This window comes from Mycolicibacterium neoaurum ATCC 25795, from assembly GCF_000691525.1.
Lineage (GTDB): Bacteria > Actinomycetota > Actinomycetes > Mycobacteriales > Mycobacteriaceae > Mycobacterium > Mycobacterium neoaurum.
Genome location: NZ_JMDW01000010.1, coordinates 66598 through 91060 on the forward strand (window position 1 = coordinate 66598; position 24463 = coordinate 91060).

Here is a 24463-nt window from a genome sequence, read left to right on the forward strand (position 1 = left end):
CCGTCACATCTGACTGTTATTGTGATCCGGTGATCGAACGCACTCAAGACCGCATGACGCACGACGTCTGGTTGCCCGAAGAGATCGTGCGGGTGCGCCAGATGGCGCGCGAGGCCGTCGGCCGCGCCGTGGTGCCCTACGCCCGCGAGATCGGACAGCGCGAAGAGTCGGCGGAGAGCTTCCCCTGGCAGGCCTTCCGGGGTCTGGCCGACGAGGGTCTGTTCGGGGTGCCGTTCGGTGCGGATTTCGGTATGGGCCTACAGCATCCGATGTTGGGCACCTGCACCGTCACCGAGGAGATCGCCTACCACTCTTCGTCTTTGGCCGGTGTCTTCGATGGCCAGTGCATTCTGGTACCGCAGACGCTGGCGTTCGCCTCGGCCGAGTTGCGGGCCCGCCTGATACCCGAATTGGTCAGCGGCCGGGTCGCTTTTGCGTTCGCGACCACCGAACCCGACACCAGTTCGGACCTGACCGCGGCACGCCTGCGGACCGTGGCCGAGGAGACATCGGACGGATTCATCGTCAACGGCCGCAAACGGTGGATCACCAACAGTGTTGCCAGGGGCTGGGTCTCGGTGTTGGTGCGGGCTGGCGAGGGCAGTGATCGGGCCACCATGCTGCTCGTCGACCTCTCGTCACCGGGGGTGCGGATCGGCACGCCGGATCTGAAGATGGGCCACCGTGGCCAGATCACGGCCGATATCGAATTCACCGACGTGCACGTTCCACGATCAAATCTGCTGGGTGAAGCGGGTGGCGGGATGGCGGTCGCGCTGTCGGCGCTCGTGCGAGGACGTATCGGCATCGGTGCCGCGGGCGTGGGGGTGGCCCAGGCGGCCGTGGACCTTGCCGTCGACCGATTGCGCACTCGTCAGGTGTTCGGCGCTCCGCTGGGTGCAATGCAGCATTGGCAGTTCGTCATGGCCCAGCGCGCCACCGAAATCGAGTGTGCTCGAACTCTGTATCAGAAGGCAGCGACCCTGGTCGACCGCGGTGACCGGACCGCCGAGCCGGAGGCCGCGATGGCGAAGGCGTATGGGACGCGCTTGGCCAACGATGTCGTGCGGGAGGCGATCCAGATATATGGCGCGCTCGGCTTCGCGCGGCAGGTCGGTGAGACGGGCGAGTCGGTGCGGCTCGAGGAAATGTTCCGCGATGCCAAGATCCTGGAGATCTTCGAGGGCGCCAACGAGTTGCAACAGTGGATCATTGCGCGGCGGTTGATCGGCCGGGATATCACGGGGTAGCTACGACTCCGGTTCGGCGGGCCGGCCGATGATGCAGTTTCTGCCGGCATCCTTGGCGGCGTAGAGGGCCTTGTCTGCCCTGCTGATGCAGGTGTCGAGGTCGTCGTGTTCGGTCCACGCCGCGTACCCAATGGAGCAGGTCTGCGGTGTCGGCATGGCGGTCTTGAGCCGGTCGAGAACTCCGAGCGCATCGGTTGTGGTGGGGCTGGGGAGTGCAACGACGAATTCCTCGCCGCCCCAGCGCGCGAGGACGTCATCGGGGCGGACGTTGGCCTGGAATACCTGCGCAATGTGACGGAGCAGATCGTCCCCGGCGGGGTGACCGTACGTGTCGTTGTAGACCTTGAAGTGGTCGATGTCGATCATCGCGATGACGAGCACGCCCGATTGCGAAGCCGCTGAACGCGCGTCGACGATTGCCTGTACACGTAGTGTCCAGGCTCTACGATTCAGCAGCTGGGTCAGGGCATCTGTGTTGGCGGCGAGTTCGAGATGCTCACGATCACTGAGGTCGGCGGTGATATCGCGGACCTCGGCCTGCAGTGCGGGGACCCCGGAGTACTGGATGCGGCTTATCGTGAATTCGACCGGCACCATCCGATTGTCCAGGCGCAGAAGCTGGGTCCGGCCGCTCTTGGTCGTCGGCTCGCCCGCGAGTACGGAGGCGATGAGGGCTGCGATGCCGTCGCGCTGATCGGAGACCACAAGATCCAACGCGAGTTTTCCGTGCAGATCGCTGTTGCGAACCGCCCCGCACAATGCGACTGCCGCCGGGTTCACATAGACGAGCACACCTGACTCGGCGATGACGCTGATCGCCACCGGCGACTGCTCCACCACGGTGCGCAGTCGCATTTCTGCGTCTTCGTGCGCCGCGCGGGCAGTTTCGAGATCGGTCACATCGGTCGACACGCCGGCCATGCCGATGACGACACCGGCGTCGTCGTAGACGGGAAACTTGGTCGACTGATAATTCCGGTGCGTTCCGTCCTCGTGCACGATCCGTTCGGTGAACACCTGCCGCTGGCCCGCGGCCATGATGCGCCTGTCATTACGGCGGTACTCGTCGGCGAGCTCGCGCGCGAACAGGTCGTGATCGGTGCGTCCGATCATGTCCTCGGTGACGCGTGTCGCCTGCACGATCGCCGGATTGACCATGACATACCGGCCGGCGAGATCCTTGGCATAGATCAGCACATCGGTGTGCCGTAGCACGCCGTCGAGCATCCGCTTGGTTTCGCTCATCTCGCGCACGACCGCGGCGAGCGCGGCGGCCTGACGACGGATTTCCAGCTGGGCGATCACCTGGGCCGCGAGCACCGCCAAATGTCTGCGTTGGGTCGCCTCGAGATCGCGCGGCTTGGTGTCGACGACACACAACGTGCCAAGCACTGCACCGTCGGCGGCGATCAACGGTGCACCGGCGTAGAAGCGATAATGCGGCTCCTCCCGCACGCACAGATAGTCGGCTACCCGGGGATCGCGCGACGCATCCGGAATGACCAGCACCTCGTGGGATGCCAGCGCGTGCACACAGAACGATTCCCCTCGAGGGGTCTCTTGGGCGTCGATCCCGCGCCGAGATTTGAACCATTGCCGATCGGAGTCGACGAGCGAGATCAGTGCTGTCGGGGCCGCACACAACTCGGCGGCCAGCTCGGTCAGGTCGTCGAAGGCCGGTTCGGCCGGTGTATCGAGGACGGCGTACGAATGGAGCGTCCGAAGCCGGCGTTCCTCACTGGCAGCAGAGCCGATACCTGCGCTCAACGAACCAACGTCCTCACGTCGTCAACGGTAACTGCTGGATGCGGGTTCCGACCAGCATCCGAGTTCATTTTTCTGTACGCAGGACCGGCCCGGGAGTGGGTGAGCCTGGGTGTAATGCACCCATTGTCCCGGTGCCCCCCGGCGGCCGATCCTGGGGTCGGTACAGGCGACCGCGGAAGGATCGACATGAAAAGAGCAGTTCTCGGTGGTCTCGATGTGTCCGCACAAGGCCTTGGCTGCATGGGGATGAGCGAGTACTACGGGGCCACCGACTGGGATGCCAACCTCGCGACCATCGGTCACGCGATCGACGTGGGCGTCACGCTGTTCGACACCGCCGATCAGTACGGGGCCGGCCACAACGAGGTGTTGTTGGGGCGCGGGATCGTCGGTAGGCGCGATGCGGTGCAGATTGCCACCAAGTTCGGGATCGATCGCAGCAGCGGTGACGACAGGCGGGTGCATCGCGGCGATGCACCCTACGTCAAGCGCTCGTGCGAGGCGTCACTGCTGCGTCTGGGCGTCGACCATGTCGATCTGCTCTATCTGCATCGACCTCCGCAGAATGCCGAGATCGAGGAAACTGTCGGCGCGATGGCGGAGCTTGTGCAGGAAGGCAAAGTCAGGTATCTCGGTCTCAGCGAGGTCGACTCCGATCTGTTGCGGCGTGCGCACCGCATCCACCCGATCGCCGCCGTCCAGAGTGAATACTCGTTGTGGACAAGGGATGTCGAGCAGGTCACTCCGACCATGGCCGAGCTGGGTGTGGGATTGGTGCCCTACGCCCCGTTGGGGCGCGGTTTCCTCACCGGCTCGGTGCGCAGAGAGGCACTGGATCCCAACGATTTCCGGGCGCGCAATCCACGATTCAACGGCGCTGCTGGCCGACAGAATCAAGCGATCGCCGACACCGTCGGGGCGGTCGCGGCCCGCCTCGGTGTCCTGCCGGCGCAAGTCGCACTGGCATGGGTGCACGCCCAAGCGCGGCGGTTGGGCGTGTCCGTTGTGCCCATCCCTGGAACGCGCAACGCCGGTCGACTCGATCAGAACGCGGCTGCCGTGGACGTCGAACTGGACGTCGAGGCGCTGGCCGAACTTCAGCCACTCAGTGACATGGTCGCAGGCGGGCGCTATGGCGATCGGGGGGTTCGTTGACGTCCATGCCGGTTGCTCACCCGTTATCGCGCCAGGCGAGCACCTGCTTGAGCGATGTCAGGTCGTAGCCGTCATCAGCGGTGAGTTCGGTCTGGAACAAGGTGACCCCCGCCTCGCGAAAGGCATCGGCACTTGCCGGGTCCTGCCACAGGGTCGAGCGTTCGATCTCTGCTCCGTCTCGGCCGAATGTTGCCGCCAGTTCGTCGACACGGTCACTGGAACGGCGGAAGGCGTCCAGGTCCTGGAATGCATGCCAGATGCCGGCATGCCGAGCGACGGCCGGTAGCGAACGCTTGGGTCCTGTTCCGCCGATGAGGATGGGGAGCTTACGCACCGGTGGCGGGACCAAGGCTTCCAATCGGTGCTCGATTCGGATCAGGCTCTCGTCGAAGAGGTCGAAGCGTGAACCGAACGTGCCGAACTCGTATCCGTATGTGACGTAATCTTTTTCGTACCAACCTGCACCGAGCCCCAGGATGAGGCGGCCGCCGCTGATGTGGTCGACGGTGCGGGCCATATCCGCGAGCAGGTCGGCATTGCGGTACCCAACGCCGGTGACGAGGAGCCCGATCTCGGCATGCGAGGTGATCTCGCCCCATGATGCGAGTGCGGTCCAGCCCTCGAAGTTCGCGACGTCGGGTTGCTCGTCGAACATCACGGGTTTGCCGTCGACGATGCCCTTCATTGCCGGCCGGTGGAAGTGGTCATAGCCGAAGATCACGTCGACACCGAGTTCGTCGGCGGCCACGACGGCGTCTCGCCACGTGCGGTAGTCGGGTGTGCCACCGGGCTGTACCTGGACAGCGACGCGGACGGGTCGATTCATGAGCGCTCCAGAGTCGGGGGAGGAGGACACTTGAGCCAAGTACGACCCCGGAGCGTTTATTCCAGGATGGCCCTCGCGGCGCGTTCGGCGATCAACATGACCGGTGCATTGGTGTTCCCGGATGTGATGGTGGGCATCGCCGAGGCATCGACGACACGAAGACCGGCGACCCGGTACACCCGACAGTCGGTGTCCAGCACCGTGGAGCTGGACCGTGGTCGGCCATGGGTGTCGAAAGCGCCCATGGCGCAGGTACCGACCGGATGGAAGATGGTGGTGCCCAGCTCCCGGGCCGCCTGCTGCAGGTCGTCATCGCTGACCAGTCGCGGACCGGGTAGCAACTCTTCCGGCCGGTAGGGCGCCAGCGCCGGCGCCGCCATGATCGTGCGCGTCATCCGCAAGCCCCGCACGGCGGTGCGAAGATCATCGTCGGTGGACAGGTAGTTGCACGAGATCTTCGGATAGCGCAGCGGATCGCCACTGCTCAGCCGTACGTGGCCACGAGAGCTGGGTCGCAGATTGCACACCGAGGGAGTGATCGCGCCGAACCGGTGCAGCGGCTCGCCGAACTTGGCCAGCGACAGCGGTTGCACATGCCACTCGAGATCCGGACTCGTGCGGCCGGGGTCGCTGGTGGCAAAGGCCCCCAGGGTCGACGGAGGCATGGTCATCGGACCCGACCGGCTCAACAGATACTGCAATCCCATACCGGCCCGGGTGAAAAGGTTGCGGTACAGCGTGTTGACGGTGCGTGCGCCCTGGACTCGGTAGACCGTTCTGAGCTGGAGGTGATCCTGCAGGTTTTCGCCGACGCCGGGAAGGTCGACGCGCACCGGAATTTGGTGCGCCGCGAGCAGTCCGGCCGGTCCGAGGCCGGAGGCCTGCATGAGGTGCGGCGAACCGATGGCACCGGCGCTGAGGATCACCTCGCGCCGGGCCCGCACATCGACGCGCCGTCCATCCTTGATCATCCGCACACCGGTGGCGCGGTGTGCGGCGGTGGTCCAGGCGCCACGTCGTTGGCTGTCGGCTACCTGCTCATCCGTCAACAGCTGTACCGCTTGCGTTTTGGTGTAGACGGTGAGATTCGACCGGTGGGCGATCGGATGGAGGAATGCGTCGGCCATCGACCAGCGCCGTCCTCGGCGTTGGTTGACGTGGAAGTACGCGCTGCCCGCATTGTCCCCACGGTTGAACTCCTCGATCGGGGAGATTCCCACCTGGGCGGCGGCGGCCTGCCAGGCGTCCAGGATCTTCCAGCGCACCCGCGGCCGCTCGACGCGTATCTCGCCATCGGTGCCGTGCCATTCGTCGGCGCCGCCGAAATAGTCTTCCAGCTGCTTGTAGATGGACAGGGTTTGGCCCGCCGATTCCGGACCGCCCCACAGCCATCGGTCATCACCGGTGGCCCGCGCCCACGAGACGTAATCGCTGGCCTGTCCGCGCATATGGATCATGGCATTGATCGACGAACAGCCGCCGATCACTCGGCCGCGGGCATAGATGATGCTGCGGTCCGCCAAGCCCGGATCGGCCTCGGTGGTATAGCACCAGTCGGTCCGCGGGTTGGCGATGGTGTAGAGGTAACCGACAGGGATCTTGATCCAGAACCAGTCGTCCTTGCCGCCGGCCTCGACCAACAGCACACGATGACCAGGGTTGGCGCTGAGCCTGTTCGCCAGCAGGCAGCCGGCGCTGCCCGCACCCACGATGACGTAGTCGAATTCGGCGGCGCCGGTCATGTGTGTAGTCGTTCCTCCCGTGCATTTCTCGTCGGGTCCAGTGTGGGTGATGCGGACCCGGCGTGCGCAGGCATTCTGACGAATGCCGTCGGCCACCAGAACCATCGGCCACACAACCGCGCGATGGCCGGAACCATCAGGGAACGAACGATCAGCGTGTCGATCACCAACCCGAACGCGACGGTCGTGCCGATCTGGGCGATATTGGTGGCCGAACTGCCGAGCATCGCGAACATGGTGGCCCCGAAGGTGAGGCCGGCGGTGGTGACCACGCTGCCGGTGCCCACCATCGCGCGGATCAGACCGGTGCTCGTACCGGCGGCCATCTCCTCTTTCATCCTGCTCACCAGCAACATGTTGTAGTCCGCACCGACAGCCACCAGAAAGGAGAATGCCACCGGCGCAACTGCCCAGTGCAGGGGGTTGCCGACGAGGGTCTGCCAGACGAACACGCCCAGCCCCAACGCCGCCAGATAGGAGATCCCGACTGTCGTGATCACCACCACCGCGGCGACGAGGCTGCGCAACAACACCAGCACGACGCAGAAGACGAACGCGAATGCCGCGACCGCGATGGCGATGAAGTCCTCATGTGCGAAGGATTCGATGTTCAGCAGTGTCCCGCCAGGGCCACCGATGCTCACGGTCGCACCCTGCAACGAGGTTCCTTTGATCGCACCGAGCGCAGCGGGTATCACACGCTCGCTCAAATCCATTGCCTGGCGGCTGAATCCCTCTATCTCGGGCGTCACCACCATGCGGGTCACGGTGCCGTCGGAGGAGAAGAAATAGGGAACCGCGCTGCGGAAGAGCGGGCTGTCGATGGCTTGGGCAGGTAGGAAGAACCCGGTGGACGGTGCGCCCTCGGCGTAGGAACGGCTCACCTCGTCAAGAAATGCTGTGATCTCGGTGGTCTGCGGGATGAGCGCTTGCAGACTGCTCTTGAGCGGTTGGATCACCTGCCGCACTCGGGCAATCGCCGTGGTGATGGCCGGGATCTGCGACGCCGCGTCCGGAAGGGCAGCGGCCGCCGCGGCGGTGCCCTGTTCGACCTTGGCGGACAGCTCGTCGAGTCCGCGGACATCGTCGATCAGCGAGAACCCGGTCAACGCGCCCTGACAGACCTCGATCGACTGGCACTGTGGAAGACCCCTGAGAACATCGACAGCGGGCTGACTCGCATCCTGCACGATGGCCAGCTTCGAGGTCAGGTTCACCGCTTCGGATTTCAGGACGGTCATGGCGGAGACCACATCGACGGCACCGCTCTGCCCTCGGGACAGAGCGCTCGAGAGCGCCCGGGCCGATCCGTCGAGGCCGTCGAGGGCGGATTCGACGGCCTCGATATCACCCAACCGAGCATTCAGCAGGGCCGCGCTCTGCTCGATCCGGCTTCCTATGTAGCCGGCCTGGCTTGCCAAAGTGCCCTGCGCTATCGGCGCTTTCAATGGCCTGGTCATGCCTTGCACCGCGTCGATACCGTCCAGGCCGGCGATGGCGGCGGTCAACCGTTCCAGGGCGATCAGGTCGGCTGGATTGCGCATGTCGTGGTCGGCTTCGATGATGACGACACTCGGGGCCATGACATTGGGCGGCAGGTGGCGGTCGGCCGCCGCAAACCCCATGTTGGCGGGGGAATCGGTGGGCTGCGCGCGCCGTTCGTCGTAGCTGGGCTGGTACATCGGTACGAAGGCGATCGCCACCAGCAAGATGGCGGTGGCTCCGGTCAGCACCGGCCCCGGCCATCGCACGACTGCCGTGGCGATGCGTCGCCACCGGCGGGCGGAGCCGTCGCCGCGGGGCTCGACATATCCCATCCGGATCAGTATCGCGAGTAGAGCAGGTCCCAATGTCAATGCCGCACAGAGCGTTACGATGATCGCGATGGTGCAGGGAAGTCCCGACGTGCTGAAGATCGACAGTCTGGTGAGCGTGAGACACGCCATGGCGCCGGCCACCGTGAGTGCCGATGCGATGATGATGTGTGCGACACCGCTGAGTGCCGCGTAGAAGGCGGCCTCGGAGTCCAGTCCGCGGCGGCGGCCTTCCTGGTAGCGCCCCACCAGGAAGATTCCGTAGTTGGTACCGGCGCCCAGCACCACCACGGCCGATAGTGCCGCGGCGAAGATCGACACGCTGATCCATTCCATCTGGCTGAAGAGGGCGATCAGCGCCCGGGCGCCGCCGAGGCTGGCCGCGACCGTGATCAGCGGCACCAACGCTGTTACCGGCGAACGATAGACCGCCAGCAGCACGGCGGTCACCAAGACGGAGCACAGAATGATGAGCCGCAGTATCGAATCCGAGATGGCCACCAACTCGTCGTTGACCACGGCCGATGGACCGGTGATGTGTGCCGAGACGCCCTCGGGCGCCGGCACCGCGGCGATGATGTCGCGCGCGACGCGGGTGGACTCCATCGCGGCTGCGGTGCCCATGTTTCCGGTGAGATTCACCAGCCCGTAGGCCGCTCTGCCGTCCGCGCTCTGGGCGGCCGGTGCGAGGTCGGGATCCGACCAAAGGTTCATGATCGAACTCACGTGCCGCTCATCGGCAGTGAGTCTGTGGACCACCGCGTCGTAGTAGTCGCGTGCCGGCCCGTCGAGGGGCTGTTGGCCCTCGACGAGCAGATACACGAAGTTGTTACTGCCGCCGCCGCCGAAGTGATCGCCCATCTTGACCAGCGCCTGCACCGCGGATGCCTCGTCGGGGAGAAACGATTTCGCGTGCTGGTCGATCACCGTTTCCAACTGCGGCACGGCGATGTTGAGGGCTCCGACGACGACCAACCAGCCGAGCACGATGGGCAGTGAGAGCCCATACAGCGCTCGGGCCCACCACGGCCGATCCTCGGCGGCGGTGCGGACGTCGCTCATGCGTATCGGGTGTCGCAGTTCGCCCGCGATACCGCGAAAGACTTTGGGAATGGTCATGGTTCAGGCCGCCGGTACCGAGCAGTTGACCACGGCGGCGTCTGCCGTGGCCTCTCGAAGGATTCGTGATTGTCCGTCGACCGCGATCTCACAGCGCAGACGGCTGCCGTTGGTCTGAGCGGCCAGGCCGACGGCGGCGGTCAGTGTGCTGATGGGTGCCTGGGTGCGCCACGGCAGGACGACGTCGGCATCGACGACGTGCCCTTCCGGGGTGAGGTAGGACACCAGGGCGTGGCGACCGGGATCGCCGTCCAGCCGGTATTCGATGAGTCGCTCGCGCGGATCGGCCACCGCATGCGGGGGAGGGGAATGACCTATGGCGCGATCCGGGATGTCGCGCAACCTCAGCGAGCCGATCACCGCGGCCGAGACGGCAATGACTCCTACGATCACGGCCACGATCCATCGTTGGCCATCCAGCATCGTCGCGCCTCCGTCGGTAGAACGATTGGTTTACCGGACGCTAGTACACCGATTGGTATAGTGACAACGACCGATTACATGTGACGGTCATCACGAAAGGGGTGTCGCGGCGAATGGCGGCGAGCGACAAACTCATCGAGAGCACCATCCACCTGATCCAGCGATTCGGTGTCGCCGGAACGGGAATCGCCGCTGTGCTCGAGCGTGCCGGCGTCTCCCGCCGCTCCATCTACCTGGCCTTTCCTGGCGGAAAGGCCGAGATGGTGTCGGCGGCCACCGCACGTGCCGGCGCCGTCATCGGGTCCTATATCGCTGCGCTCAACGGTGCCGCTGATCCGCTCTCGGTGTTCGTGAACCAATGGAAGGCCATGCTGGTGGCCGGGGACTTTGCGGCCGGCTGCCCCATCGTCGCCGCGGCGTTGGGGCGCAGCGACTCGCCCGAGGCCGCTGAGGTTGCCGCCGCGGTCTTCGCTGAGTGGGGTCAGTCGCTGTCGGCAACTCTGCGCGACAACGGGATTCCCGAAGAGGTCCGCGCCAGTCTGGCGACCATGGCCATCGCGTCCATCGAAGGGGCGGTGGTCATGGCCATCGCACAACGCTCTACTGCGCCCTTGGACGATGTGCACCGACATCTCGTCGAACTCATCGATCTACACCGCGACTGATCATCGAGATGAGCCGGGCACTTTCCATAGGCTGACCGCATTGCCTCAGTCTGGCGGCAAGGCATCGAGGACATCACGCACAACTGCGCGCAGGGCTGCGATCCCTGGGTCGTTGTCGACCCGCTCATGCCAGAACAACCTCACCTCGTAGGACGGCAGCGTCAACGGCAGGTCGAAAAGCGTGATCGCCGAGCGCTGCGCATGGTGACGGGCAAGGCGTCGGGGCGCGACGGCGATGCACCGACCGTTCTCGACAATCGGAAACAGCGAGCTGTAGTGCGAGACCGTGAAGCATATGCGGCGTGCGTGTCCCAACCGGCCAAGGGCGTCGTCGACCTCTCGACCCCGGCCCGGGCTGATCTGCACGTGTGCGTGCGGTAGTTCGACGAAGCGTTCGAGTGTCATACCGATGCCGGCATCGGGACGGTGTGCGGACATCACGCCCACCATGTCGTCGACGAAGGCGGGTTCGGAGTGCCATGCCGACGGGATCGTCGTGGGTATACCCAGGTAGAGGTCGATCTCTCCGGTGGCCAGAGCATCGACCACACTGATGCGGTCCAGTGGTGCGACCCTGATGGCGGACCCGGGGGCCCGTTGTTGGAGCAGGCGGTCCAGGCCAGGTAGCACCAGCGGGCCGTAAAGATCGGCGAATGCGATGACCCATTCGCGGGTGGTCGTCGTCAAATCGAAATCGTCGAGGTCGCGAACGATACCCTCCACCAATTGCAGTGCGGCGTCGAGTCGGGGCTGGATTGCCAGCGCCGCCGGGGTGGGGGTCAGGCCTCGGCCGGAGCGCACCACCAACGGATCGCCGAGGAGCACCCGCAACCGTGACAGCGCGTTCGAGACCGCGGGTTGGGTCAGATGCAGCCGAGTCGCCGCCTTTGTCGCACTGCGCTCTTGGAGAACTGCGTGCAAGACGACGAGCAAGTTCAGGTCGACCCCGGAAAGATTCACACGATGAATCTCTCATATCAGAAATCATTATTGGCGTTGATGAGGCGTGCTTCTTAATGTCGAATCCATCGGGACGGAAAGGACACACGATGCGAGTGCTCATCACCGGTGCCAGCGGCGGGGTCGGCTCTGCCATCATCAATCAGCTGCGCGGCAGCGGAGTGGAGGTGCGGGCGACGTGCCGCCGTCCGCAATCAGGTCACATGCCTTGTGTAGAAACAGTTTCCAGCGATCTCGATAGACCGGCGACGATGCGTCCGGCCCTCGCGGGTGTCGATTGCGTGTTCCTGTTCAGCTTCACCCGACACGAGGTGCTGCCCGAACTGGTCGACGAACTGAGCGCGGCCGGTGTGACGAAGGTGGTGGTGCTTTCCACCATCGACACCACCCGGCACGAGTCGTTCGTCGAATACAACAAGCAACGGCACCTGGCCGTGGAGAACGCCATCAGTGGCGGCGGCTTCACCACCGTCTCGTTGCGCCCGGGTGCCTTCGCGCGCAATGCCATCCGCTTCTGGGCGCGGCAGATCCGCCACAATCGCATGGTCGGATTGCCCTTCCCCGATTCCCAGCAGGCGCCGATCGCCGACGAGGATACCGCCGCGGTCGCCGTCCGGGCGATCACGACACCGGATCTCGATGGTACGAAGCCCGTGCTCACCGGCCCGGACTCGTTGACCATGCGCGACCAGGTCAGGCTCATTGGAGAGGCGATTGGCGAGCCCATCGGCATCTCGGTGCTCTCCGAGCGTGAAGCGCGCGCGCTCTATGGCGAGGTGCTACCGCCGGAGTACCTCGATCTACTCATGGCCCAGTGGGAGTTCGAGACCACCGAGCAAGCAGTCGTCACGCACGCGGTCCACGAGATCACCGGCCGGGATGCGGTCACCTATCGCGAATGGGCGATGGCCCACCGTGACACATTTGTGTAGGCGCACCGCTGCGCAGGAGCGTTCTCCTGGCGGTACGCCACCAGCCACTCATGCAATGCTGCTCACGATGGCCATGACCAGACCGCCCACGGTGAGGATCCCGACCAACACCGCGGTGGCGATCGCCGGCCGTCGTCGTTGCCTTCGGGCGTAGTAGATGGCTACCGCGATGCTGGTGAGAATCAATGCCGCGTAGACCGTCAGCCCTGCTGTCAGCGCCGCGGCCAGCGCCGGGCTGGCCAGAGTCACGTTGTGCATCCGCTGAGCCTACGGGGGTGCTGACACCCCAGCTCCGTCAGATCAGCTTCGGACTCACATCTGTTGCAGTGCAGTCGACTTAGGGCGTTCCGTCGACTCTGCTCAGCACCGATCCAGGGATCGGCTGTAGCGTGGGGTATGACTTTCGCCATCGATCGAATCGACCATGTAGTGATCAATTGTCGCGATGTCGAGGTCACTGCCGAGTGGTACGAGCGGGCGCTGGGCGTGCGGCGCGAGGTGTTTCGCGGCGATCGCACCGCATTGATGTTCGGCGGCCAGAAGTTCAACCTGCGACCCACCGGTTCGCAGGGCTGGCCAACCGGGGCGGTGGATGCCCCCGGCTCGCTGGATCTGTGCGTGATCGCCGATGTGGCCCCGTCGCAGATCGCAGCCCATCTGGCTGACGTAGGAGTGCCCGTCACCGATGGCCCGGTTCACCGGATCGGCGCCCAAGGAGACATGACCTCGTACTACTGCACCGATCCGGATGGGAATCTGGTCGAAATCGCCACCTACCACACGACGTGAGTGCTTGTGCGGCATGAGGTATGCGGTCGTCAGCTGTACCGCGCCACGAGCGCAGCGCCGATCCCGGCGAGGTGCTTGCGAACGCTGCGCGGACCGATGATCTCCAGCCACTCGCCGAGCCAGGCGAGTTCACCGGCCAGAACGTATTCATCCGCTCCGCGGATCACCACCTCGATCCGGCAGTCGGGCGTGCCACGCCCCACCTCCAGCCGGTCCCCGAGCATCCTGCGAAGTACGTCGAGCCCGTCGGGCGAGCACAGGGCGTGCGCCTCCAGCGGCGTCCGCCGGCGATCGACCTCATCGGCGATGTCGCGCCAGCTTTGCGCAAGGTCGAATCCCGGCGGCCTCCGAACCTGATCATCGGTGAGCTCGACAGCGCAGACGCGGTCGATGCGGAATGTGCGGGGACCGGTTTCGGTATCGCACACCAGGTACCACGTCGGCCTCTTCGCCACGATGCCCAACGGGTGCACGATCCGACGGGTCTCTGCGCCCCGACGATCGACGTAACCGAGCTGCACTTGGACGCCGCGGATCACCGCCTCGTGCAGCACATCCAGGAAGCGGGGTGGCCGTGGCTCGGGATGGCTGGAACCCCATTGTCGTGGATCGACGATCAGCGACGACGCGGCCGCTTCGGCCTGTTCACGGAAGGGCTCGGGGAGGGCACGAACGAGCTTGCGCAGCGCGGTCTTGACTTCGGGAGTGGCGGTCGAGGCGGGGCCTGCCACCAGGAACAACGCACGTGCCTCCGGTGCGGTGAGCCCGGACAGGTCGGTACGAGCGCCACCGACGAGGCGCCACCCGCCACCTCGTCCCGGTATGGAGTACACGGGCACCCCTGCCGTACAGAGCGCCTCGAGGTCACGCCGCGCGGTGCGTTCCGACACCTCCAGCTCTTGAGCGACTTGAGTTGCGGTGACCTGCTCGCGTTGTTGCAGCAGGAGCAGGATGGCGATCAGCCGGTCAGCTCGCATGCCATCACAATGGCACATGAAACCGGTCATGAGATGACCGGTTTAGGTCCGCACAATGGCGCCGTGAACATCCCAAGCTCCCGCAAGAATGACCTCATCGATCCCCGGCGCGTCCTCGACCGCGCCATTGCCACGGCTGGGGGAGTCGTCGCCGACGTACCGCCTCAGCGAATCAGTAGTCCGACACCCTGCGTGGGTATGGACGTGCGAGCGCTGCTGGCGCACCTCATCGGTGTGCTGGACAGAATCGCCGCACTTGGTGACGGCGCAAATCCGCTGGCCGTCAACGATCGTGCGGTGGACGATGATCGCTGGCTCGACGCCTGGCGGGTGTCGGCGGAGCGAGCCACCGGCGCCTGGATCGACGGCGCCGCGCTCCACCGACACATGGCCTTACCGTGGATCGAAGGTCCTGGGGCGAAGGTGTTGGCCTCTTACGTCAGCGAGTTGACCGTTCATACGTGGGACCTGGCCGTAGCCACGGGTCAGCGGCCCGAATGGGATGACGTGGTGGTGGCGGCGGCTTTCGACGCGATGCGCGGCATGCTGCCGGTGGACAATCGCCTGGCCCGGTACAAGGAGATATCGGCGGCACGGGGTTTCGACGAGGTCACTGTACCGTTCGCGGAGGCTGTCCCGATCGCGCAGGATGCTCCTGTCATCGAGCGGCTGGTTGCTTGGACGGGCCGCGATCCGCGCCGCTTCCTCGATACGACGCCAACGATCCCGTTGTGACGAAGAATTTCGCCGCGGTCCTCGGCGTGGGTGGAGAAGCTACTCGGAAAGCTCGATATCTGATCAGAAACGTCACCTCGCGTAGTGGTCGACGAGTGGCAAAAACAGGTCGTCGACGATGGACCGGATGCGTTCGTGCGCAACGGGTTCGACATCCATGAGCAGATCGTGGCGCACCAGATCGAAAGGCATGGTGAGCAATGCGGCGGGGATCTGGTCCACGTCGATCTCACCTCGATCGTGGGCCTGCTGGTAGATGGCCCTGATCCGTTCCCTCGGTTGGTCGCCCAGGATTCGATCGCGCACCTCGGCGGGGGTGAGCTCGCTGGCGGCCATCAGTCCGGAGAATGCCGCAGCGGCTGCCATGGCGAAAAAGGCTGCGCGAGTGCGGCTCATGCCCGTCAGCGCGGCCAGCAGATCCCCGCGCAGGCTGCCTGTGTCGGGGAGTTCAACGGGATTGCTGTCGCGATGATGCGCGAGCGCGGCAAGCGTCAGGTCATCCTTGTTGGCCCAGCGACGGTACAGCACCGCCACGCCCGTGCGGGCTCGTGCGGCCACGGACTCCATGGTCAACTTTGCGAATCCCACCTCGACGAGCTCGTCCCACGCCGCATCCAGCAATGCCAGCTCAAGTTCGGCTCCGCGCCGACGCTGCGTGGTGGGTCCGGGGTGAGGCACCCGGCCAGTATAGGAGATGGATACGTTCCTTAAGTGCTATCGTGGATAAGAGATGGATACATCTCTTGCGCTGCCGGACGGGCGGCCACGACGATGCGGAGACGATATGGACACGGCGCCCGAGATGGGGATGCGTTCCAACTTTTTCACCGACCAGGTCATGAACTCGATGACACGGGCAATGCTCGGACGGGTGTACACCCGCGCGGCGGACACTGGCGAAACCCTGACGACCGTCGACCGCATCACCGATGGCGACCTCGCATCGTGGGCACATGAGTGGGAGGCGACCGCCGACCGGGTCGCCGCGATCGGAGACGATTGCGCGCGAAAGGGCCATCGACTCAGCGGCCGGAATGCGCTGCTGCGGGCCGCGACGTACTACGCGACATGCGTGGTGGTGGCCGACGGATGCGCGGAGCCTGACGAGGTGCGATCCCGCACATTCGCCGCCTACCGCCGGTGCTGGGAAGGCTATCTGGGCTTACTGGACAATCCGCCCGTGCCGTTGGAGATCCCGTATGAGGACACCACATTGCCCGGGTGGTTCTTCCGGGCACCGGGAGGCTACAGGCCGACCCTGGTGATGGTCAACGGGGCCGACGGAGCAGCGAGTTATCTATGGCCCGGTTACGGTTCCGAGGCATCTGAGCGCGGCTACCACGTCGTGCTCTTCGACGGGCCCGGGCAGCAGCGGATGCTCTTCGAACGAGGCATCGGGTTCCGACCAGATTTCGAGAACGTCCTGTCGCCGGTGGTGGACGCGACGCTGCGATTGCCGGGTGTGGACCCGCGGCGGCTCGCGCTCTACGCGGTCAGCCAGGGCGGGTACTGGGCGCCGCGCGCCCTGGCATTCGAACACCGCTTCGCTGCCGCCGTCATCGACGACGGGGTGGTCGACGTCTCCGAAGCGTGGCACGCGATGCTCTCGCCCGAACTGGAGGAGCTGCTGCGCCGCGGTGACCGGGCCGGCTTCGACGCCGCGGTCGAACGGCTGCCGGCCAATGCCCGACGCACCTTCGCGTGGCGGGCCAAACCCTATGATTCCGGGAGCTTCTTCGATACGTTCCGCGAGGCCGCGTGTTACCGCATCACGCCCGAACTCGCCGCGCGGATCACCACACCGGTGCTGATCGGCGACCCCGATGATGAGGGTTACTTCGCCGGTCAGCCCCAGCGGCTCTACGACATGATCGCGGGGGAGAAGACCCTCGTCCGCTTCACCAGGGCGGAGGGGGCGGCCGGTCATTGCGAGCCGATGGCGCGGGCACTGGCAGCCCAACGGTTCTTCGACTATCTCGACGATCGCCTCGAGGTCACGGACCAGGGGAGTGGCTGCCGACGGCCTCGGTGAATTAGGGGAGTCCCTTGCGATCGATCACCGCCAGGGCACGTTCGGCCCAGCGAATGTTCTCCTGTTCGAAGGTGATCCCCCGCAGCAGAGTCAGATAGGGACCCACTGCGGCGTCGGTGCTCGCCAGGTAGTCGTCCTCGGAACGGTCGCCGAGCATGCGCGCCTGGAGGCTCTGTAGAACGGTGAGTTTCTCGCTTGCCCAATGGATTTGCTTGGCAATGGCATCGCGGATCGTCGTCACGTCACCGGCTTCCAGGCCCTGCACCATGACCAGCAGATCATCACGGATCGCAATGGGCGTGGGCTGGTCGCGGGTGAAGGAGCGAAATGCTTCGCGGCCGGCCGCGGTGAGGCGGTAGAGCCGCTTGGCGGGCCGGCGGCCTTCGGCGACGACGCGTGCCTCGATCAGGCCTTGATCGTCCATGCGTTCCAGCTCACGGTAGAGCTGCTGTGGGGTCGCGGTCCAGAAGTTGGCCACCGAGCGGTTGAAGCGTTTGGCCAAGTCATAGCCCGATGCCTCACCTTCCAGGAGTGAGGCAAGTACCGCATCGCGAAGAGCCATGGCTGGACCTTACAGCACATAGTCAACAAGTTGATTAGTCACTTGTGGACATCTCGTCGACAGTGCGGTTACTGTCATGGGCGATTACTCAACTTGGTGACTATTGAAGGGTGGTCCGCATGCAGCGGTTCCGTCAGGCTGTCGAGGCGCGCGATGAACAGGCGATCGCGGATCTGCTCGCCGACGATGTGGTGTTCACCAGTCCGGTCGCCTTTGCGCCGTATCCGGGGAAAGCGATCACCGCGGCGATCCTGCGCGCGGTGCTGCGGGTGTTTGAAGACTTTCACTACGTCCGAGAGATCAACGACGCCGGCGGCCGTGACTCGGCGCTGGTGTTCAACGCCGTAGTCGACGGAAAACAGATCGCCGGTTGCGATTTCCTGCACGTCAACGATGACGGTCTCATCGACGACTTCACCGTGATGGTGCGACCGCTCTCGGCGGCCAAAGCACTCTCGGCGGCTATGGCCGAGCAGTTCGACCGCATCACACGCGAGGCGCTGGCCGACGAGGCAGCCTCCAACTGACCACCCACCTTCGACGATTGGAACAGCACATGGGCTTCAACTTGGATCTCACCGAGGAACAACGCGATCTGCAGAAGTGGGTGCACGGCTTCGCCGCCGACGTGCTGCGCCCGGCCGCCGCGGAATGGGATGAGCGCGAGGAACTTCCGTGGCCGGTGCTCAAAGAGGCAGCCGATATCGGACTGTACAGCTGGGATGCGCTCAACCAGTTCTTCGCCGACCCCACGGGTTTGCTGTTGTGTCTGGTTGCCGAGGAACTCTTCTGGGGGGACGCCGGCGCGGCGATGGTGCTGTTCGGGACCAACCTCGCACTGGGGGGACTGCTGTCCGCGGGAACTCCAGAGCAGTTCGCCGAATGGGGCCCGCAGTGTCTCGGCGACGAGTCCGACCCGAAGGTCGGGGCGTTCTGCGTGTCCGAGCCCGATGCCGGCTCGGATGTGTCGAAGCTGCGCACCAGGGCGCGTTATGACGAAGCCACCGATGAATGGGTGCTCAATGGGCAGAAGGCGTGGATCACCAACGGGGGAGTAGCCGCGATCCACGTCGTCGTCGCGTCAGTCGATCCCGAGTTGGGGTCCCGCGGGCAGGCCACCTTCGTGATCCCCGAGGGCACCAAGGGGCTGATCGGCAACCGTAAGATTCTCAAGCTGGGACTTCGGTCCTCGCATACCGCCGATGTGTTCCTCGACGACGTGCGGGTGCCCGGACGTTGCCTGCTGGGCGGAAAGGATCGGCTCGACGAGCGGCTGGCCCGTGCGCGGGAAGGCTCTCGCACCGGCACTCAGAACGCGTTGAGCACCTTCGAGTTCACTCGGCCCATCGTCGGTGCGCAAGCTCTGGGCATTGCGCGGGCCGCCTACGAATACGCCCTTGACTACGCCAAAGAGCGGAATGCCTTCGGCCGTCCGATCATCGACAACCAGGCCATCGCCTTCGCGCTGGCCGATATGCGTACCGAGATCGACGCCGCCCGTCTGCTGGTGTGGCGTGCCGCGTGGATGGCCGCTTCCGGCAAGGCCTTCGAGGCCGGTGAAGGTTCGATGTCGAAGCTCAAGGCCAGCGAAGTGGCCGTGTGGGCCACCGAACGGGCTGTGCAGATCCTCGGTGGCGCCGGATATAGCCGGGAGCATCCCGTGGAGCGGTGGTTCCGAGATGCAAAGATCTACACCATCTTCGAGGGCACATCTGAAATTCAACGGCTGGTGATCTCTCGAGCCATCTCCGGTATCAGAATTCGCTGACAGCACGGCGTATTCGACGCCGACAGGACGCGTGATCACCGCGCCATCCACTCTTCACGAGAATATACATAGCACCATGATGTATATTGAGGACATGGCAGCAGGAGACGGTATCGATAGGCTTGCCGAAGCCGTTCGGCAGTCTGCACTGTTGGCGACTCGGCATCTGCTCAATCGCGAAGAACTCAGCGTGTCCGCGATGGAGGTGCTGCACACGTTGAGCGTCGAGGGCCCGACCCGGCTCACGGTGCTCACCGAGGTCATCCGCATAAGCCAGCCGGCGATGACGCAGCTGATTCAGCGTCTCGAACGCCGCGAGTTGGTAACTCGTGCAGCCGACCCCGACGATGGCCGCGCAACCATCGTCGCCGTCACCGATCATGCGCGAGAGCTGCTGAATCGGTTACGCGACGAGGACAACGGAAAGCTCGAAGTTCTTCTGTCCACATTGACGGCGAGCGATCGAGAAGCGTTACGGCTTGCGCTGTATGTCGCCGGACCGATCATCGAGCAACTCAACGCCAACGCCGCGCGGCTGGCACGGGCCAGCACCTGATATGGCTCCACCTCAGCCATATGCATTCGTCCATTAAGTAAAAGGTTGGGACGCTGCTGCGTCTCGCATGACTGGCGCGCGACCCATCGAAACGGAGAACACATGACTAATCTGCTTGTCCTCGGCGGCAGCGGTCGCACCGGCGTCCGTGTGCTTGCGCATGCCGTGACACGTGGCCATCATGTGCGGGCCCTGGTGCGTAATCCCGACGCCGTTCGCGCCCCGGACGGCGTCGAACTGATCGCGGGCTCACCGTCGAACATCGACGACATCCGCCAGGCCGCTCAGGGTGCGGACGCGGTGATCAGCACGCTCAACAACTCGCGCGCATCCGACAACCCGTGGGCCAAAGCCGTCAGCCCGCCGATGTTCATGACCGATGCGATTCGTAACGTCCTGGCGGTGATGACCGAGCAGAACATCCGCCGGATCGTCGTCAACTCCTCAATGGGTGCCGGCGACGATTGGAATCGGATCAGCCCGTTCGCCAGATTCTTCGTGAACATCTCGAATATCAAGGCCGGCTTCATCGACCACAACGGAGTCGATGAGGTTGTGCGTGCCTCCGGCACCGACTGGACTCTGGTCAGGGCCGTCGCGCTCACCGACAAGCCGGCCGGTGGATCCGTGCAGGCCGCGGTGCGCGGAACCGACAAACCAGGCTCGCGCATCAACCGTGCCGATCTTGCTGCCTTCCTCGTCGACACCGTCGATGATCCCACGCGGATCCACCAGGCACCGCTCGTCTGGAACGCCAGAGGCTGAGACAACCATGCACGGTTGATGGGCGCCGTTGCGCCGCAGCCGATCCCGCGTCCCTAAAACGTCACAGTGACGAATAGGCTGGGTGCGGTCGGACAGGGGTGAGTGCCGCGCCTTTGGCCGGTCCGGCCGCCGGCAAGGCTCAGGCGCGGCGAACGGTCGCGCAATGTCACGGAGCTGTCCTTTGAAGGATGGCAGGTGCGCTAGGTGCGCCTCGGTCAGAAGTCTGGGGCGGCTGTCGCTCGCCAGCTAGTGCTGGAGTGAGGATCAATAATCGGTGGCAGTCTTGCGGTCTGGCTCGACGGCCCGTTGTTAAGTGCGGATGCGCGGCGGCTAAGGCATGTGGGCCGTACCGCTTGTATGCAGTAGCAATATCATTTCGCCGATAATCTACATTATGTCAACTCAAGCGTTCCGCATCGCGCTGCGACCCAAACTGCTCTCACTCGTCGCGTAAGGCCGAGGAATGCCCACCAGTAACCCACCGCGACCGCGGACGTCGCGTCAGACGAGTTCGATCACGTCAGCGATGGATTCGAACACCCGGCTTGGCCGGAACGGATAGCGCTCGATCTCCTCGCGCGTCGTCGAGCCGGTGAGCACGAGGATCGTCTCCAGCCCGGCCTCGATGCCCGCCACCACGTCGGTGTCCATCCGGTCGCCGATCATCACGGTGCCTTCCGAATGGGCATCGATGCGGTTCATCGCGCTGCGGAACATCATCGGATTCGGCTTGCCGACGAAGTAGGGCTCCCTCTCGGTCGCCTTGGTGATCAGCGCGGCGACCGAACCCGTGGCAGGCAGCGGCCCCTCCGCGGACGGGCCGCTCACGTCGGGGTTGGTGGCGATGAAACGCGCCCCGCCGAGAATCAGGCGGATCGCCTTGGTGATGGCCTCGAACGAGTACGTGCGCGTCTCTCCCAGCACGACGAAGTCCGGACCGACGTCGGTCAACGTGTAGCCCACGTGATGCAGCGCCGTCGTCAGGCCGGCCTCGCCGATCACATAGGCCGAACCGCCCGGCAGTTGGTCGTGCAGAAAGGCCGCCGTCGCAAGGGCCGACGTCCAGATCGACTCCTCGGGGACGATCAGGCCTGACCGCGCCAATCGGGCCGCCAGGTCACGTGGCGTGAAAATCGAGTTGTTGGTCAGTACCAGGAAGGGTCGCTGCCGGTCGCTGAGCGCCTGGAGGAACTCCGCGGCTCCCGGCAGGGCATGCTCCTCCCGGACCAAGACGCCATCCATATCGGTCAGCCAGCACTGTGCGGTGGTGCTCATGCGTCCAGTCTTGCAGTTGCTGCCGCCGCTCCACGTGGAAGTCGCCGACCAATGGCACCCCGCCACTCGCGTGACGCGCCAGGACAATCATGTTTCCCGCATTGGCGGACCCGAGTTGAGGGAGGTCAACCACGTTGACCGCACGATGTCGGCCGATATCGGCCAGCGACCGCTGCGCATTCAGTACACCAGCCGTGAACATCGCAAGCCAAGAAGACCGCTGCAGCGCGGTCACGAAACGCAGCCCGGAATAATCGGAGCCGTGGACGACGCTATGGGCTCCGTGTCCGATATGCCGATGCCAGAAACCGTCCTCACATTTCTCCGCAAGCCGAACCCCGCTGTCATGGCGACGGTCACCTCTGACGGCCGCCCCGTATCGGTAGCGACCTGGTACCTGATCGAGGATGACGGCCTGCTCACACTGTGCATGAATGACGACCGCGCCCGCCTGAAGCACCTCCAGAACAACGGCCAGGTATCTCTGACCGTTCTCGCTGCCGAGGATTTCGGCACCCATATCTCGGTCCAAGGACACGTCGTGTCTATCTCACCCGATGAGGGACTCGCCGATATTGATCGGCTCTCACAGCACTTCCTCGGTAAGGACTATCCCGCCAGAGACCGCCCATTGGTGACGGTCCACGTCGAGATCGACCGCTGGTTCGGGTGGTCTGGCGGTCGCCCTCTTCAATACTGACCCAAGGGTCACGCGCTCGAACATCAGCAGTTGCCCTGCGGTGCAAGATAGTCACGCATGCGAGCCTTCGACGGCTGGCGTGGTGGCGTCGATACGGTCGACCAACCAGGGCAACGCGTCGGCGAATGCTGTGGAAGCAAACTGCCAGGAGTGGAATCCGACGGTTTTGTGCACGCTGCAGCTGATGGCGACCTTCTGGGCAGCGTCGCACAGGTTGTCCGCGGCCGCCTCGGCTTCGGGCCCTTGCGGCCCCATCTCATCGCGGCCGCCTAGACCCTCACCACCCGAATGGTGACCGCCTGACCAGGAGTCCTTCATCACCGCCTCGGCGTTCGCCGGTTTAATGGTGGCCGCGAAGTACCCGGAAACACCCTCGTAGGGGCCATGTTTGGCCATCACGGTCCGCGGGTCGAACGCATCGTAGGCCGCCCTGTCTCCCCCGTAGAGTCGCTCGACGGTCTGCGCCTCGGTGCCCGACACCGGACCCGCGTCACCGCCGATGTCGACGAAATTCGAGAAAAGATCCGGATGCATGACGGCCAGATCGATGGCGCACGTCCCGCCCATCGACCACCCGACCACTCCCCAGTTCGCGGCGGCCGCGGACGCCCCGAATGTGGAGATGACATAGGGCCGGACGTCCTCGGTCAGATGATCCGCCGAGTTACCGCGCGGACCGTTGACACACTCCGTGTCGTTGTTGAAGCTGCCGCCCGTGTCGACGAACACGAAGATCGGCAACTGTCCGCCATGGGCTGCGTCGTAGCCTTCCACCGTGGGCATGAAGTTGCCGCTGCGTATCCAGTCGGCGGGAGTGTTGAACTCGCCGCCGATCATCATCACCACAGGCAGGGCCGGCGGCGTATCGCCGGCGAACCACGCTGGCGGCAGGTAGACGTATTCGCTTCGGTGTGTGAACCCACTGGCAGTGTCAGAGATATCGACCTTGACCAGCTTGCCGGTGGTCGGTGCGGTGTTGCGCAACGACGGCAGATCCGAAGCCTGGACCTCGTTGGGCAGTGGGCCCGCGGTGAGGGCACCCCACGCGGACTGTAGCGACGGGTAGTAGCCGACCCACCCGTTGAGGGCCATCGCTGAGGTCAGCAGAGTCAGCGGGACCGCCAGCACCGAGATGATTCGTCGCCACCATCGTGCACTACGCCAGCCGACCACACCGACCGCGACAGCCAGACCGAAGACCGCGATCCACACCCACAGTGCAAACGGCGCCGGGTCCGAAGCCAGGCCCTGATCGTTCATATAACTGCGGGCCGCCAGCGCCACCAGCACGCCCACCGCGGCACACATGGGAAGCCACACCAACCGCCACCGCCTGGTCCGCCACCCGATCGCCACGATCAGTACTACGACGACGACGATCTCGATGGTCAGCGGCAACCAACCCTCCAGCAACGAGATGCCGTTCCTCGCCGCCAGTAGATCTTTGGGGAGCTCGACGGGACTTGGCGTCGGAGTGGGCGTCGGAGAGGGCGGCACTTGTTCATGCTTCCCGGCGATCCTGTGCGGTCCACGGGTCTCGGCTGTGAACAGCCTATGGACGCATTGGATCCGGTGGCGGGGGCAACTTCGTGAGACTCGCTTGCAGGTGGAATGAGCGAGCTAGAAATACGAAGACGTCCATATGCGGCCA

The 24463-nt window shown here is 64.7% G+C and carries 24 protein-coding genes; 12 read left to right on the forward strand and 12 right to left on the reverse strand.

The window, feature by feature from the left end; translation table 11 throughout:
* The first annotated feature begins 53 nt into the window (after positions 1 to 53).
* Positions 54 to 1250 (forward strand): acyl-CoA dehydrogenase family protein, encoded by a 1197-nt coding sequence (locus IC40_RS0114210; protein WP_030135371.1) that lies wholly within the window; start codon positions 54 to 56, stop codon positions 1248 to 1250.
* Here IC40_RS0114210 and IC40_RS0114215 read toward each other — a convergent pair whose 3' ends face one another.
* Positions 1251 to 3017 carry a sensor domain-containing diguanylate cyclase gene (locus tag IC40_RS0114215; RefSeq protein WP_030135372.1) on the reverse strand — a complete coding sequence of 589 codons (1767 nt, stop codon included), beginning with the start codon at positions 3015 to 3017 and terminating at the stop codon, positions 1251 to 1253.
* A gap of 186 nt (positions 3018 to 3203) precedes the next feature.
* Here IC40_RS0114215 and IC40_RS0114220 point away from each other — a divergent pair, with 186 nt between their 5' ends.
* Positions 3204 to 4172, forward strand: a complete 969-nt coding sequence (locus IC40_RS0114220) for an aldo/keto reductase (protein ID WP_030135373.1) — start codon at positions 3204 to 3206, stop codon at positions 4170 to 4172.
* Between the two features lie 16 nt (positions 4173 to 4188).
* On the opposite strand, the gene IC40_RS0114225 is transcribed toward IC40_RS0114220, so the two are convergent.
* The 4 genes from IC40_RS0114225 to IC40_RS0114240 are packed head-to-tail and all read right to left on the reverse strand — an operon-like array spanning position 4189 to position 10072.
* Positions 4189 to 4998, reverse strand: a complete 810-nt coding sequence (locus IC40_RS0114225) for an LLM class F420-dependent oxidoreductase (RefSeq protein ID WP_030135374.1) — start codon at positions 4996 to 4998, stop codon at positions 4189 to 4191.
* A gap of 56 nt (positions 4999 to 5054) precedes the next feature.
* Entirely contained in the window at positions 5055 to 6740 is a 1686-nt protein-coding gene (locus tag IC40_RS0114230) for a GMC family oxidoreductase (protein WP_030135375.1), read from the reverse strand.
* On the reverse strand, positions 6737 to 9616 hold the full coding sequence (locus IC40_RS0114235; RefSeq protein WP_234411591.1) for an MMPL/RND family transporter: 2880 nt from the start codon (positions 9614 to 9616) through the stop codon (positions 6737 to 6739). The genes IC40_RS0114230 and IC40_RS0114235 overlap by 4 nt, the downstream gene beginning before the upstream one ends.
* A gap of 60 nt (positions 9617 to 9676) precedes the next feature.
* Positions 9677 to 10072: an MmpS family transport accessory protein gene (locus IC40_RS0114240; protein ID WP_157837323.1), complete on the reverse strand. Its 396-nt coding sequence runs from the start codon at positions 10070 to 10072 to the stop codon at positions 9677 to 9679.
* Between the two features lie 137 nt (positions 10073 to 10209).
* Between IC40_RS0114240 and IC40_RS0114245 the strand changes: the two genes are divergently transcribed.
* Entirely contained in the window at positions 10210 to 10761 is a 552-nt protein-coding gene (locus IC40_RS0114245) for a TetR/AcrR family transcriptional regulator (RefSeq protein ID WP_030135378.1), read from the forward strand.
* A gap of 45 nt (positions 10762 to 10806) precedes the next feature.
* Here the strand turns inward: IC40_RS0114245 and IC40_RS0114250 are convergent, their stop codons facing one another.
* Positions 10807 to 11721 carry a LysR family transcriptional regulator gene (locus tag IC40_RS0114250; protein ID WP_030135379.1) on the reverse strand — a complete coding sequence of 305 codons (915 nt, stop codon included), beginning with the start codon at positions 11719 to 11721 and terminating at the stop codon, positions 10807 to 10809.
* A gap of 89 nt (positions 11722 to 11810) precedes the next feature.
* Here IC40_RS0114250 and IC40_RS0114255 point away from each other — a divergent pair, with 89 nt between their 5' ends.
* Entirely contained in the window at positions 11811 to 12653 is an 843-nt protein-coding gene (locus tag IC40_RS0114255; RefSeq protein ID WP_081843443.1) for an SDR family oxidoreductase, read from the forward strand.
* A gap of 48 nt (positions 12654 to 12701) precedes the next feature.
* Here IC40_RS0114255 and IC40_RS0114260 read toward each other — a convergent pair whose 3' ends face one another.
* On the reverse strand, positions 12702 to 12911 hold the full coding sequence (locus tag IC40_RS0114260; protein WP_030135381.1) for a membrane protein: 210 nt from the start codon (positions 12909 to 12911) through the stop codon (positions 12702 to 12704).
* Positions 12912 to 13049: 138 nt separating this feature from the next.
* On the opposite strand from IC40_RS0114260, the gene IC40_RS0114265 reads away from it, so the two are divergent.
* On the forward strand, positions 13050 to 13442 hold the full coding sequence (locus IC40_RS0114265) for a VOC family protein (RefSeq protein WP_030135382.1): 393 nt from the start codon (positions 13050 to 13052) through the stop codon (positions 13440 to 13442).
* A 29-nt stretch (positions 13443 to 13471) separates the two neighbouring features.
* Here the strand turns inward: IC40_RS0114265 and IC40_RS0114270 are convergent, their stop codons facing one another.
* Complete coding sequence (locus IC40_RS0114270; protein ID WP_030135383.1) at positions 13472 to 14419, reverse strand: helix-turn-helix transcriptional regulator; 948 nt, start codon at positions 14417 to 14419, stop codon at positions 13472 to 13474.
* Positions 14420 to 14428: 9 nt separating this feature from the next.
* Between IC40_RS0114270 and IC40_RS26535 the strand changes: the two genes are divergently transcribed.
* A complete protein-coding gene (locus tag IC40_RS26535) occupies positions 14429 to 15154 on the forward strand; it encodes a TIGR03086 family metal-binding protein (RefSeq protein WP_234882645.1) in 726 nt (241 codons plus the stop codon).
* Positions 15155 to 15226: 72 nt separating this feature from the next.
* On the opposite strand, the gene IC40_RS0114280 is transcribed toward IC40_RS26535, so the two are convergent.
* Positions 15227 to 15832 carry a TetR/AcrR family transcriptional regulator gene (locus tag IC40_RS0114280; protein ID WP_030135385.1) on the reverse strand — a complete coding sequence of 202 codons (606 nt, stop codon included), beginning with the start codon at positions 15830 to 15832 and terminating at the stop codon, positions 15227 to 15229.
* Positions 15833 to 15938: 106 nt separating this feature from the next.
* Between IC40_RS0114280 and IC40_RS0114285 the strand changes: the two genes are divergently transcribed.
* Entirely contained in the window at positions 15939 to 17186 is a 1248-nt protein-coding gene (locus IC40_RS0114285) for an alpha/beta hydrolase family protein (protein ID WP_199900921.1), read from the forward strand.
* Between the two features lies 1 nt (position 17187).
* Here the strand turns inward: IC40_RS0114285 and IC40_RS0114290 are convergent, their stop codons facing one another.
* The gene (locus IC40_RS0114290; protein ID WP_030135387.1) at positions 17188 to 17748 is read right to left on the reverse strand and encodes a PadR family transcriptional regulator; all 561 of its coding nucleotides are present in this window, start codon (positions 17746 to 17748) and stop codon (positions 17188 to 17190) included.
* A 119-nt stretch (positions 17749 to 17867) separates the two neighbouring features.
* Between IC40_RS0114290 and IC40_RS0114295 the strand changes: the two genes are divergently transcribed.
* The 4 genes from IC40_RS0114295 (at position 17868) to IC40_RS0114310 (ending at position 20837) form a co-directional block, all read left to right on the forward strand.
* On the forward strand, positions 17868 to 18275 hold the full coding sequence (locus tag IC40_RS0114295; RefSeq protein WP_030135388.1) for a nuclear transport factor 2 family protein: 408 nt from the start codon (positions 17868 to 17870) through the stop codon (positions 18273 to 18275).
* A 29-nt stretch (positions 18276 to 18304) separates the two neighbouring features.
* A complete protein-coding gene (locus IC40_RS0114300) occupies positions 18305 to 19516 on the forward strand; it encodes an acyl-CoA dehydrogenase family protein (RefSeq protein ID WP_030135389.1) in 1212 nt (403 codons plus the stop codon).
* Positions 19517 to 19610: 94 nt separating this feature from the next.
* On the forward strand, positions 19611 to 20072 hold the full coding sequence (locus IC40_RS0114305) for a MarR family winged helix-turn-helix transcriptional regulator (RefSeq protein WP_030135390.1): 462 nt from the start codon (positions 19611 to 19613) through the stop codon (positions 20070 to 20072).
* Between the two features lie 102 nt (positions 20073 to 20174).
* Positions 20175 to 20837: an NAD(P)-dependent oxidoreductase gene (locus tag IC40_RS0114310; RefSeq protein WP_030135391.1), complete on the forward strand. Its 663-nt coding sequence runs from the start codon at positions 20175 to 20177 to the stop codon at positions 20835 to 20837.
* A gap of 501 nt (positions 20838 to 21338) precedes the next feature.
* Here the strand turns inward: IC40_RS0114310 and IC40_RS0114315 are convergent.
* Positions 21339 to 22112, reverse strand: coding sequence for an HAD-IIA family hydrolase (locus tag IC40_RS0114315; protein WP_030135392.1), 774 nt, complete (start codon positions 22110 to 22112; stop codon positions 21339 to 21341).
* Between IC40_RS0114315 and IC40_RS28260 the strand changes: the two genes are divergently transcribed.
* Positions 22111 to 22812 (forward strand): pyridoxamine 5'-phosphate oxidase family protein, encoded by a 702-nt coding sequence (locus tag IC40_RS28260; RefSeq protein WP_234411589.1) that lies wholly within the window; start codon positions 22111 to 22113, stop codon positions 22810 to 22812. The genes IC40_RS0114315 and IC40_RS28260 overlap by 2 nt on opposite strands.
* Positions 22813 to 22863: 51 nt before the next feature.
* Here the strand turns inward: IC40_RS28260 and IC40_RS0114325 are convergent, their stop codons facing one another.
* Positions 22864 to 24309 (reverse strand): alpha/beta hydrolase, encoded by a 1446-nt coding sequence (locus IC40_RS0114325; RefSeq protein ID WP_191293431.1) that lies wholly within the window; start codon positions 24307 to 24309, stop codon positions 22864 to 22866.
* Between the last annotated feature and the right edge of the window lie 154 nt (positions 24310 to 24463).